This is a genomic window from Pseudomonas sp. MIL9 (assembly GCF_016887925.1).
Taxonomy (GTDB): Bacteria; Pseudomonadota; Gammaproteobacteria; order Pseudomonadales; family Pseudomonadaceae; genus Aquipseudomonas; species Aquipseudomonas mohnii.
The window spans coordinates 102,459-114,792 of record NZ_JAFEHE010000011.1; the positions used below are offsets into that span (position 1 = coordinate 102,459).

Annotated in this window: 6 protein-coding genes and 2 pseudogenes; 6 read left to right on the plus strand and 2 right to left on the minus strand. The window is 62.4% G+C overall.

The annotated features are described in order from the left end of the window. Window positions 1-51: 51 nt before the first annotated feature. The 3 genes from JQF37_RS14005 to JQF37_RS14015 are packed head-to-tail and all read left to right on the plus strand — an operon-like array spanning window position 52 to window position 9,545. Window positions 52-6,057 (plus strand): Ig-like domain-containing protein, encoded by a 6,006-nt coding sequence (locus JQF37_RS14005; protein WP_130206050.1) that lies wholly within the window; start codon window positions 52-54, stop codon window positions 6,055-6,057. After that, a complete protein-coding gene (locus JQF37_RS14010) occupies window positions 6,054-7,430 on the plus strand; it encodes an HlyD family efflux transporter periplasmic adaptor subunit (protein ID WP_204149687.1) in 1,377 nt (458 codons plus the stop codon). The genes JQF37_RS14005 and JQF37_RS14010 overlap by 4 nt, the downstream gene beginning before the upstream one ends. Before the next feature lie 12 nt (window positions 7,431-7,442). Next, entirely contained in the window at window positions 7,443-9,545 is a 2,103-nt protein-coding gene (locus JQF37_RS14015; RefSeq protein ID WP_204149688.1) for an HlyD family efflux transporter periplasmic adaptor subunit, read from the plus strand. Here JQF37_RS14015 and JQF37_RS14020 read toward each other — a convergent pair. Beyond that, window positions 9,499-9,751, minus strand: a pseudogene (locus tag JQF37_RS14020) (CopG family transcriptional regulator). The gene JQF37_RS14015 and the pseudogene JQF37_RS14020 sit on opposite strands and share 47 nt — an antisense overlap. Window positions 9,752-9,877: 126 nt before the next feature. Next, a complete protein-coding gene (locus tag JQF37_RS14025) occupies window positions 9,878-10,147 on the minus strand; it encodes a short-chain dehydrogenase (RefSeq protein ID WP_130207041.1) in 270 nt (89 codons plus the stop codon). A 339-nt stretch (window positions 10,148-10,486) separates the two neighbouring features. On the opposite strand from JQF37_RS14025, the pseudogene JQF37_RS31385 reads away from it, so the two are divergent. The 3 genes and pseudogenes from JQF37_RS31385 (at window position 10,487) to JQF37_RS14035 (ending at window position 12,253) form a co-directional block, all read left to right on the plus strand. Next, window positions 10,487-10,713, plus strand: a pseudogene (locus JQF37_RS31385) (hypothetical protein). 14 nt (window positions 10,714-10,727) lie between these two features. Continuing rightward, on the plus strand, window positions 10,728-11,264 hold the full coding sequence (locus tag JQF37_RS14030; RefSeq protein ID WP_130207039.1) for a dihydrofolate reductase family protein: 537 nt from the start codon (window positions 10,728-10,730) through the stop codon (window positions 11,262-11,264). 767 nt (window positions 11,265-12,031) lie between these two features. After that, window positions 12,032-12,253, plus strand: a complete 222-nt coding sequence (locus tag JQF37_RS14035; protein ID WP_130207037.1) for a hypothetical protein — start codon at window positions 12,032-12,034, stop codon at window positions 12,251-12,253. Window positions 12,254-12,334: the final 81 nt, after the last annotated feature.

Here is a 12,334-nt window from a genome sequence, read left to right on the forward strand (position 1 = left end):
TTGATCAAAACTTCATTCCACTGCGTGCACGGTAGCGCCCAGGAGTTAGCCATGACCCAGTCCCTCGAGTCTCTGCTGCGTTCTTCATTGAAGGCCGCCAGTGGCCCGCGCTTGCTTCGCACCTCGCAGTTGCTGTCGTTGGAGCAGCGCTTCATGTTCGACGGCGCGGCAGTGGCCGATGCGGCCCACGCGGCACAGGCGCCGGACGCAGCAGTGGTGGCGGCGGTACCGCCGGCGGTCACGGTGCGCGAGGCCGAGCCGGCCAAGGATAGCGGCAAGAAGGAAGTGGCTCTGGTCGATACCTCGGTGGCCAACTACAAGGCCCTCGAAGCCGGCGTGCGCGATGGCGTTGGCATCGTCGAGTTCGACGGCAGCAAGGATGGCCTGGCGCAAATTGCTGCCTGGGCCAGCACCCAGAGTGGGCTGGATGCGATTCATATTCTGTCCCATGGCTCCGAAGGTGTGCTCAACCTGGGCTCGTCGCAACTGACGCAGAGTTCGCTGTCCGACAGCACCACTCAAGCCGAACTGGCGCAATTGGGTCAGGCGCTCACCGCCGACGGCGACCTGTTGCTATACGGTTGCGATGTGGGCGCAGGTGACGGCGCAGCATTGCTCAGCGGCCTGGCACAGGCGACCGGCGCTGACGTGGCCGCATCGACCGACCTCACCGGCGCCGCCCGCCTGGGCGGCAACTGGACGCTGGAGGCGCACAGCGGCGTCATCGACACTCGGGAGCTGGCGCTGGTCCAGTACGACGGCGTGCTCGATACCGTCTACTTCAACGGCGCCGAATCGAACTATGACTACACCAATATCACGATCGACAGGCTGGTCAGCAATACCAGTGGTAGTGGCAACGGCACGGTCCACATCTATTTCCAGGCCGACAATATGGGCTTCGATGCCGGCTTGAATCCCTTCAACTTCTCCATTGGGGGCGGCAACGGCACCCGCCTGGTCATCACCGCCGAGAATGGTTATACCTTCGACCTCACCGGCCTGACCGCGCAAGCCTGGACCGGCACCCTGCATTTCACGCTGACGTACGCCAACGGTAGCACCAGCAACTTCGACCAGGGCGGCGTAGACCCGAACATGATGGTCCCGATATCGTCCTTCAGCCAGAGCATCAACGACGTCGTCCGCGTCACCATCGACTCGAATGACTACTCGATCTTCCAGAATTTCATCATCACCGACGTCAAGCTGGCCTCACCCGTTGCCACCGTCAGTTCCGCCTCGTTGTCCGCCGACACCGGCACCAGCGCCAGCGATTTCGTCACCAGTACCGCCAGCCAGACCATCAGCGGTTCGCTGTCGGCTGCCCTGGGCACGGGTGAGCGGGTGCAAGTCTCCTACGACAACGGCAGTACCTGGAACAACGCCAGTAGCTATGCCGTAGGCTCCACCAGCTGGAGCACCACCACCACGCTGGCCGGCAGCAACACCTTCATGGCCCGCGTCATCAATACCAACGCCACCAGCAGCACCGCCTACAGCCACACTTACACGCTGGACACCACGGCACCGACCACCACACTCAGTAACCTGGCGTTATCAGTGGACACAGGCACCAGCAGTACCGACTTCATCACCAAGACCGCCAGTCAGACCATCAGCGCTACCCTCAGCAATACCTTGGCAGCAGGCGATGTCCTCTATGGCTCGCTGGACAACGGCGCCACCTTTACCGACATCACCAGTAAAGTCAGCGGCACTACCCTGACCTGGAACGGTGCCACGCTTTCGAGCAGCAACACCCTGATGCTGCGAGTGACCGACAGCGCCGGCAATAACGGCGTGGTCACCAGCAGGGCGTACACCCTGGACACCACTGCGCCTGCCAACAGCATTGCCAGCGCCAGCTTCTCCAACGACAGCGGTACGTCCAGCACTGATTTCATCACCAATACCGCCGCCCAAACGGTCAGCGGCACCTTGTCGGCCAACCTGGCGGCGGGGGATACGGTGTATGTCTCGCTCAACAACGGAGCGACCTGGACGGCCGCCAGTGCCAGCGTGGGCAGCAACGTCTGGTCGCTGGCCGGTGTGACCCTGACCTCCAGCAGCAACCTGCGCGTCAAGGTCAGCGATGCTGCGGGCAACGACGGCGCGGTCTTGTCGCAGGCCTACGTGTATGACACCAGCGCGCCGACCACCACGTTCAGCGGCTTGAGTTTTTCCAACGACACGGGTACCGCGGGCGACTTCATCACCAACAGTGCGTCACAGACCCTCCAGGCCACGCTCAGCGGCGCGCTGGCCGCGGGTGACATCCTCTATGGTTCACTGGACAACGGCAGCACTTTTACCGACATCACCAGCAAGGTCAGCGGCACTACCTTGAACTGGAACGGCATAACGCTTACCGCCAGCAACACCCTGCAGCTCAAGTTGGTGGATGCGGCCGGCAACCAGGGCGCCGTTCGCAGCCAGGCTTACGTACTGGACAGCAGCGCACCGGCTGCACCGACCATCACGCTCGCCACTGCAAGTGACAGCGGGATGGCCAATTCCGATGGGGTCACCAATGACGCTACGCCCATGCTGACCGGTACAGCCGAAAGCGGCAGCACTGTCAGCATCTACGATGGCGCCACACTGCTGGGCAGCGTCGTCGCCACGGGTGGCGCCTGGAGCTACACCACTGGCGTGCGCAGCGACGGTGGGCATGTCTTCACGGCCACGGCCACCGATTCGGCAGGCAATGTCTCGGCGGCGTCGTCCGCGGCGCAGGTCACGGTCGACACCATTGGGCCAGCGGTGGGTTCAGTCGCCGTGCCGGCCAACGGCACGTATTACAGCGCCAGCGCGTTGAATTTCACGGTCAACTTCAACGAAGCGGTGTACGTCGACACCACGGGCGGTACGCCCCGTATCGCTATCGTGGTCGGCGCCACGACTCGATATGCCAGCTATGTTTCCGGCTCCGGTGGCAGCGCGCTGGTGTTCAGCTATACCGTGGCCAATGGAGATATCGATAGCAATGGCATCACCGTCGGCGCGCTGGCCCTCAACGGCGGTAGCCTGCGAGACCAGGCCGGCAACGACGCGAGCACCACCCTTAACAGCGTCGGCAGCACCGCCGGTGTTGGCGTAGACGGCAGCAGCCCGAGCATCTCCAGCATCAGCGCCAGTACCGCCGACGGTGCCTATGGCAGCGGCCAGACCATCACCCTCACGGTCGACTTTTCTACAGCGGTAACCGTCGATACCACCGGCGGCACCCCGACGCTGGCCCTGGACGGTGGCGGCACTGCCACTTACACCGGTGGGTCGGGCACCAATGCCTTGACCTTCAGCTACACCGTCGGCGCCGGCCAGAACAGCGCCGATCTCGACTACAGCTCGACCAGCGCCCTGGCGCTCAACGGCGCCACCATCATCGATGCCAGCGGTGCCCACCAGCCCGCCGTGCTAACCCTGGCCACCCCCGGCACGGCCGGGTCGTTGGGCGCCAACAAGGACATCGTCATCGATACCGCGGCGCCGACCAACACCGCGGCCAGCGCGGTCTTTTCCGCCGATACCGGCACCTCGGCCGTCGACCTCGTTACGCGCACCGCAGCCCAGACCATCAGTGGCACGCTGGCGGCCAATCTGGCGTCTGGCGAGCACGTCTACGTGTCACTCGACAACGGCGCGACCTGGTCCCTGGCCACCGCCAGCGTCGGTAGCAGCACCTGGACGCTGGCCGGCCAGACACTGACCGGCAGCGGGACGCTCAAGGTGCGTATCAGCGACGACGCCGGCAACAATGGCGCGAGCTATTCGCAGGCTTACGTGCTCGATACCACCGCGCCGACCATCACCTTCAGCGGTCTGTCGCTGTCTGCGGACACGGGCATCAGCCACAGCGATTTCATCACGAATACGGCTGCGCAGACCATCAGCGCCACCCTCAGCGCAGCACTGGCCGCGGGCGACGTTGTCTATGGGTCGCTGGATAACGGCGCCACCTGGACCGACATCACCAGCAAGGTCAGCGGCACGACCCTGACCTGGAACGGCGTGACCCTGGCCGCCAGTGACACCTTGAAGCTGCGCGTCACCGACCTGGCCGGCAACAATGGGGTTGCCACCAGCCGCGCCTATGTGTTCGACACCACCGGCCCGAGCACCACTGTCGCCACCGTGGGCCTGTCGAACGACAGCGGTAGCTCGACCAGCGACTTCATCACCAACGTCGCCGCGCAGAGCATCAGCGGTACCCTGTCGGCGAACCTGGCCTCGGGAGAGGTGGTGTACGTTTCGCTCGATAATGGCGCCACCTGGACCGCCGCCAGCACAACCGTCGGCAGCAATGCCTTTCAACTGAACGGCCAGACGCTGACCGCCAGCAACACCCTGCTGGTCAAGGTCAGCGATGCCGCAGGCAACGACGGCGCGGCGCTGTCGCAAGCCTATGTGTATGACACCGCCGCCACTGTCCCCGGCATCGACCCGCAATCGACCGCCAGCCTGACCCCGGTATTGACCGGCAGTGCCACCCTGGCGGCCGGCGAAACCCTGACCGTCAGCGTCGGCGGGGCGACTTACGATGTTACGCCGGTGGCCGGTGCCTGGCGCCTTGATCTGGCCACCGCAGTGCCGGCGAGCGGCGCCCTGGCGCTAGCGCTGAACCAGCAATACGACGTGGTGGTCCGCGTTACCGACCTGGCCGGCAATACCGCCAGCGACACTACTGCGGGCGAACTGATCGTGGGGACGCTCACACCCGGGACCTTGGTCAGCAGCATCAATTTCTCTCAAGACAGCGGTGCTTCGTCCTCGGACTTCATCACCAACGTGGCGACGCAAACCATCAGCGGCACCTTGTCGGCCAATTTGGGTAACAACGAGAGAGTGTTGGTATCGCTCGACAACGGCGCAACCTGGACGACTGCCAGTGCCAGCGTAGGTGCTGACACTTGGTCGCTGAGTGGCCAGACGCTGACCGCCAGCAACACGCTGCTGGTCAAGGTCAGCAACCTTGTCGGCAACGACGGCGCCGTGAGGTCGCAAGCCTATGTGTATGACACTACGGCCAGCGTCCCGAGCGTCGATGCGCAGACCACCACCAGCACCACGCCGACACTGACCGGCAGTGTGACGCTGGCACCGGATGAACACCTGACGGTCAGCGTCGGCGGGGCAACTTATGACGTCACGCCGGTGGCGGGCGCCTGGCGACTGGATCTGGCCACCGCAGTGCCGGCCAGTGGCCGGTTGAACCTGGCTCCCGGCCAACAGTACAACGTGGTCGCCACCGTCACCGATCTGGCCGGCAATGTTGCCACCGATAGCAGCAACGGCGAGCTCGTGGTCAGCAATGCCGTTACCGCCCCCGCACTGTTCCAGACACCGCCCGTGGTCCCCGTGCCTATGCCGTCCGTGGTGTATCCCGCCTCGTTGCTGCCCCCGAGCCTTAGCGATCAGAGTGCACCGCCCCCGCCGGCTCTGAGTGTTGCCAGCCAAAGCCCTTGGCAGTCGCCCGGCCTGTTCGGCCAGACGTTGCAGGCGGACGCGCCGATCCGTGGCGGGCTTGCCGAACTGCTTGGCCCCGGCGTCAGTGCGCCTCTGTCGGTGGGCCGTGAGGTGCTGGTGGCGAGCCGGCCTATCGATAATCTGGTGATGCGCAGCGGTGAGCGCATCAGCGTGCAACTCGATACCCATGCGTTCAGCCATAGCATCGCGGGAGAGCGTCTGCAGTTGAGCGCTGAACTCGAAGATGGCCGGCCGCTACCGCCCTGGCTCAAGTTCAACCCGCGCAATGGGCGATTCGAGGGCATCGCGCCCGAAGGTTTTGCCGGCAAGTTGACGGTGCGGGTCATGGCCCGGGACAGCATCGGGCATGAAGCGGTACAAGCGTTCGATATCGTCATCCAGCGTGACCATCGTGCCCAGGCGCCGGTTGGCCGAAACCCTGCGGCGGCCGTGGCCGAGCCCACCGGGCGCAGCAGCCTGAGTCAGCAACTGCATGACGCGCGCACGACGAGCGGGCAGCGCCTGGCGGGCCTGGCGGGCCTGGCGGGCCTGGCGCAGAGTGCGGGTGTGCCCGGCAGGCCGCTATGAGCGACGGGGCACCCATCGACGTCGCGGGTTCCACGGCGGTGCATGCGTCGGTCAATCCGCTGCTGACACTGATAGAGCTCGGGCAGCGGGCCCGGGCCGCAACCAGCACTGCCGAGCTGGGCTTTTTATTGGTCAACGACACCCGTTTGTTGCTCGCCTATCGCCAAGCGGCTTTATGGATGACCGACGGCGGTGTACGCGCGCTGTCCGGCGTGGTTTCGGTCGACGGCAACGTCCCCTATGCGCAGTGGTTGCGGCTCTTGGGTGAGCACCTTTCGGCCATTCACCCGGCGGATAGCCCGTTGCCGGTGGACATCGCCTCGCTGCCAGCGGACATTCGCACAGAGTGGGGCGAATGGTTGCCTGGCGCTGCCACCTGGGTGCCCTTGAATGCCGTCGGCGGCGGGCTGCTGCTGGCCAGTGACTGGCCCTTGGCGGTGGAGCTGGAACCTGTACTGTGCGAATGGCGAGACATCTGGCAGCACGCCTGGTGCGCATTGCAGCGCCCCGCGCGCTGGTCACCGCTGGGCTGGCGTGCCTGGTGGCGGGGTGGTTCGACGACGGTACGCTGGCGGCGTTACCTGGTGGTGGCACTGATACTGGCAGGGGTGATGTGTTTCCCTGTGCGCTTGACGGTGTTGGCTCAGGGTGAACTGGTGCCGGCCAACCCGGACACCATTCGTGCGCCACTGGATGGCGTGATCGCCGATTTCAGTGTGCGCCCCAACGAGTCCGTCAGCCCTGGGCAATTGTTGTTCTCCTTCGACCAGGCACCTTTGGACAGCCGCCTCGCCGTGGCGCGCGAGGCGGTATCAACTGCCCGAGCGCAGTATCGGCAAGCGACGCAGATGATGCTCAACGACCCGCAGGCGCGTGGGCAGATTTCCACATTGCTGGGCACGATCGCCGAAAAAGAAGCCGAGGCCACGTTTTTGCAGGGCCAGTCCGAGCGCTCCCGGGTGCTGGCACCTGGCGCCGGTATCGTCTTGCTCGACGACCCCAGCGAGTGGATTGGTCGGCCAGTTCAGATCGGCGAAAAAATCATGCAGGTCGCGGCGGCCAATGATGTCGAGATCGAGGCGTGGGTACCTATCGGGGATGCCATTCCACTGGCCGAGCAGGCGCAGGTGCAGTTGTATCTGGCGGCTTCGCCACTGACGTCGCTGTCTGGCACCTTGCGCTATATGAGCCATCGGGCAACCGCGCGTCCCGACGGGAGTTATGCCTACCGGGTGCGTGCCACGCTGGCCACTGCGGCTGACCAACGTATCGGCCTGAAGGGAACCGTCAAGCTCTATGGCGATCAGGTGTCGCTGGCTTATTGGGTGTTGCGTCGGCTGTTGGCCGTCGTACGCCAGTTTCTAGCCCTCTAGGCGGGGTTGCAGATGCCCTCGTTGCTGCCGGCCCTGCGCGAAGACTTATCCATTGTCCCGGGCCCTCGGCTGCGTGACGGACAACCCAGCTGGACGCTGCACGACCCGGCGCGCAACCTGTTCTTTCAGATCGACTGGCCCAGCTTTGAAATGCTCGGTCGCTGGGCGTTGCACCAACCCGAGGAAATCATCGCGCAGATCAACCGTGATACCACTCTGGCCCTCGACCTTGAAGCCTTTGACGAGTTGCTGGCGTTCCTGCGTAACCAGCAATTGCTGCAGCCGGCAGCCGGAGCGGCGCCGGCCATGGCGGCCCAGATGGCCAGGCAAAGCGGCAGCTGGATGCAATGGCTACTGCATAACTACCTGTTCTTGCGCATCCCCCTGGTAAGACCGGATCGCATGCTGCGCCGGGTTTTGCCTTACGTTTCGTTACTGTTTACTCGCGGGTTCTGGGTGCTCACGCTGCTGGCCGCGGTGCTGGGTGGCGTGGCGGCCTATCGCGAAAGTACACGCTTCGTGGCGACCTTGATGGATACCCTGACCTGGCAGGGCATGCTGGCGTATGGGGCGGCCATCCTGTTCGCCAAGGTCTGCCATGAACTTGGGCACGCCTTGACCGCCAAGCATTTCGGCTGCCGCGTACCCACCATGGGGGTCGCATTACTGGTGCTGTGGCCGGTGGCCTATACCGATACCAACGAAGTCTGGAAGCTGCCTCGGCGTGGTCAGCGCCTGGCGGTGGCAGGCGCCGGCATTCTCACTGAACTGGCGATCGCCGCGTGGGCCACGCTGGCCTGGGCCTGGTTGCCCGACGGCGGCCCAAAACAGGTGGCCTTCCTGTTGTCGACCACCACCTGGGTGTCGACCTTGATCATCAACGGGAGCCCGTTCATGCGCTTTGACGGCTACTTTCTGCTGTCCGACTGTCTCGGTCTTCCTAACTTGCACAACCGCGCGTTTGCCTTGGCCCGCTGGGATCTGCGCGAGCGCTTGTTCAAGCTTCAGGAGCCGGCCCCGGAACACTTCAGCCCGCGCCTGCACAAGGGCCTGGTGATCTTTGCCTGGGCGGTGTGGATCTATCGGCTGGTCCTGTTTCTGGGCATTGCGGCACTGGTCTATCACTTCTTCATCAAGGCGCTGGGCATCTTTCTGTTCGCGGTAGAAATCAGCTGGTTCATTGCCTTGCCGCTTTGGCGTGAGTTCACTGAATGGCGTACTCGTTGGCCGGCGATTCGTCAGGGCGGGCGAGTGCGCGTTTCGGGCTTGCTGATGCTGGCGCTGGTCGTGCTGCTCTTTTTACCCTGGCCAAACCGCGTGTTGACCAGTGGCCTGCTGCAACCGCAACAACGCATGGAGCTTTATGCGCCCGCGCACGCCAGGCTGACGGCGCTGCCCGTGGCCAATGGCCAAGCGGTGATCGCCAACCAGCCGTTGCTCAGCCTCGACTCGGCTGATCTGCAACTGCGTGGAGCCCAAACCACTGCGAGGCAGTCCGCCCTCAGCTGGCAATCTGGCGCCGCTGCCTTTGACAAAAATACCCGTAAGGACTGGCAGTTACTGCACGGCCAACTGGCTCATGCCAATGCCGAGCAGGCCACGGTAGGCGCTGACCTGCTGCGCTTTCGACCGATGGCGCCGTACCCGGGTCGGCTGGTGGATATCGATCCGGATCTGCGTCCGGGCGAATGGCTGAAAAACCAGGAACCCTTGGGCGAACTGATCGCAGACGGCCCCTGGCAAGTGGTGACCTACGTCGACGAGGACGAAATCCGCCGCCTGGCCATCGGCGACCGCGCGCTGTTCATCGCCGACGGCCTGGGCGGCCCGGACCTGACCGCACGGATCAGCAGCATTGACCGCAACGCCAGTCGAACCCTCGGCGAGGGGGCCTTGGCAACCTTGTCCGGTGGCCACGTGCTGGTGCGGGAAAACAACGGCATTCTGTACCCTGAACAAGCGGTGTACCGCGTCATCCTCGACATCGAGGCCAACCTTCCCGCGACCAGCCCGCTCCTGCGAGGCCGCGTGGCTATCGCCGGGCGCTGGGAATCGCCGGCGGCGAGGTTTATACGGGCGGCTGGGGCGGTGGCGTGGCGGGAGGCGGGATTTTAGGGGGGCGTGGTACGTCCGGCACGTTCCGGCGCCAGCGCCGGGCACGCATCGCGGCGACCTGTTCATCCGGGACGAATTGGCCTTGGTCAGTTGATCTGGGCAGCCAGCGTCTTTTCGTGCTTGATGTAGTCGCGCAGAGCGGCCATCGCCAGATGGCTCGTAGTTTGTCCGTTGGTCCTGGCCAGATCGGCGAGAAAATTCGACAAGTCTTCCGGCTAGTTCATAGAGATACCGGTCTTGGTGGCCTCATGGTGGATGTTTCAGCCTGAATGACCCGTATCGCAGTGAGGCAGGCCAAAGGGGCGCCGAGGAAGGGCACCCCTTTTGTGAGATCAGGACGGTTCAGCGTCCAAACGTCGTGCAATGACATCCAGCACATCGCAACCATCGCGCAACGGAATGCTGCACAGCAGCGCGAAGTCGCTGAGGATGACCGAGTCGGTACTGATTTCGCCGCGCATGGCGAGGTTTTCGAGAACCTGAGTCACGGCTCCGATTCTATATCTGGCCGTGGTGAGCAGTGAGTGCAAGGGTTGTGTGGTGTTCACAAATAGCGAGGGAAGATCATCGGCATTGCTGGTTAAAGCCATGTACTCATTCATAAGCGAAGCTCCATTAGTTTGAATGAGCTATCACTCAATCGTCGCCAAACGAGAGGGTGGTAGCCGTACGCGGGTTGGCGAACCGGGCAATGGAGAAACCGGCAGACCCTTGGGTCTCCCGCGCACAGCCACCATAAAACAGGTAGCTAGGTGCGTTCCGAAGCGCTCCGAAATGCTCGGAAGCTTCAGTTCAATTGCCATCGAGTCGCCAAACCCGACACGCCATTTTGGCGCTGGACGGACTATAGGCCTCGTGACAAAAACGCAGCAATGGCGAAGTGTACGGACAATTCCTGTCTTCGTGTAGGACAGTGCCTTTTTTGGGAGACAGCCTCGCTCATCGCCGGTGTTTTGCTGTTGAGCACCTGTTCGGGTGTGACGTCTCATGAAACGTATTCGGCCGAATCCGTGCCATCTGCCGGCTTCGGTCCGGGGCCGACCGGTTCCATCCCCAACAAGATGAATTTCCAGGGCAATGCGCTGAGCATAGCGTCGGCGAGTACAGTTCAGGTTTGCTGCGCTGCGTAAATGGGGACTGCACAACTAAATCCGTCCCCATTTTTTGAATAAGGAGACTCCTATGACCACTGCACATGTTTTCATCGCCACCAGTCTGGATGGCTTCATCGCCCGTACCGATGGGGGCATTGAATGGCTATTGCAGCGCGATGATCAGAGCGAGGATCACGGCTACCTGGACTTCATCGCCGACAAGGATGCGATCGTGATGGGGCGGGGGAGCTATGAGAAAGTGCTGACCTTCGACACCTGGTTCTACGACCGGCCGGTAGTGGTGTTGTCTCAACAGTTGGCCGATTCGCAGGTGCCCGAGGCGCTGGAGGGCAAGGTGCGTTTTTCCAGCCTCACTCCTTCAGACCTATTGGCGGAACTGGCGAGGCAAGGTGTGCGTCGTGTCTATGTCGATGGCGGACAGTTGGTGCAATCATTCCTGCGTGACGGGTTAGTCGCCGATATGGTGATCACTACGGTTCCCGTGCTGATCGGGTCGGGAAGACCATTGTTCGGGGCCCTTACGCAGGACATTGAATTGAAGCTGGTAAGCAGCCGATGCTTTCCTTCGGGTCTAGTGCAGTCGACCTATCAGGTGGCTCCTTGACCTTCCGGAGGGAGGCGCGATCCACGGCGAGGGCAAGATGGAATCTCGTCCACGGTACCGTCGAGTAAATGACCGTATATGGGGGATCACGGTCATTCAGGCGTCATCATCACTGCGAGCGTCATCTTGATGAATTCTTCATTACTGTTGATCGCTTAAGCAAACTTGGATATCTGGAATCGATGAGGCTGGGAGGTGTGGCGTTTAACAGGATTGGGCTATTCGCTGAGATTCCCGTTTGGAGCGATGCAATTGCGTCTTTTGAATTTCCAGGCTGTTGATGCCATATAGCAAATGTAGGAAATCTCCCTCAACTCGCGTCGACATTGCCCATATTGTTATTCCCCTAGCCACCCCGATACCCTTTTACAGTCGCTGCAACATCAGCGGCAAGGGTGTGGAAGCCCTTCTCAAGATCTAGGCGCACAAGGCGCCACCTGAATTTAAGCAGGCGCTTTTTTCATGTCTGCTGTTAAATTATGGCGGCTGTGCGAGGGGCACTTTCGGGTGCGCCGGGTTCCTAGATCCCCGGTCTTCCACACCTGCGCACAGCTGCCACCCATCATGTGGAAGTGATGCTGGCAGATCCTTTATCAATTCTCGGAACGATACTAATGAAGAAGATCACTCCCTTTTTCATTCAGAAACCGCACTACCTGAACCAACGCTGTCACCCACCCAAGTTTCATAATCCCCGACACACCACCGGCCTAGGATGAACGGACAAGACCCAGCCACCGCTTACCCACCCCACAGGAACCCGAAAAATGATCTCAAACCTCTTCAAAGTCTCGCTCATCGCCGGTGCTTTGCTGTTGAGCGCCTGTTCGGGGGTGACGTCTCATGAAACCTATTCGGCTGAATCCGTGCCGTCCGCTGGCTTTGGTCCGGGGCCTACCGGTTCCAACCCCAACAAGATGAATTTCCATGGCAATGCGCTGAGCAACAGCTTCGGCGAGTACAGTTCGGGGTTGCTGCACGACGACTGAGGGTGTTCCGTTTGACCTCTGTAGGTGCCGGCAAGCCGGCTCCTACAGGGCTGTGTTCTTTCACCGTAGGCTGGTGTGACG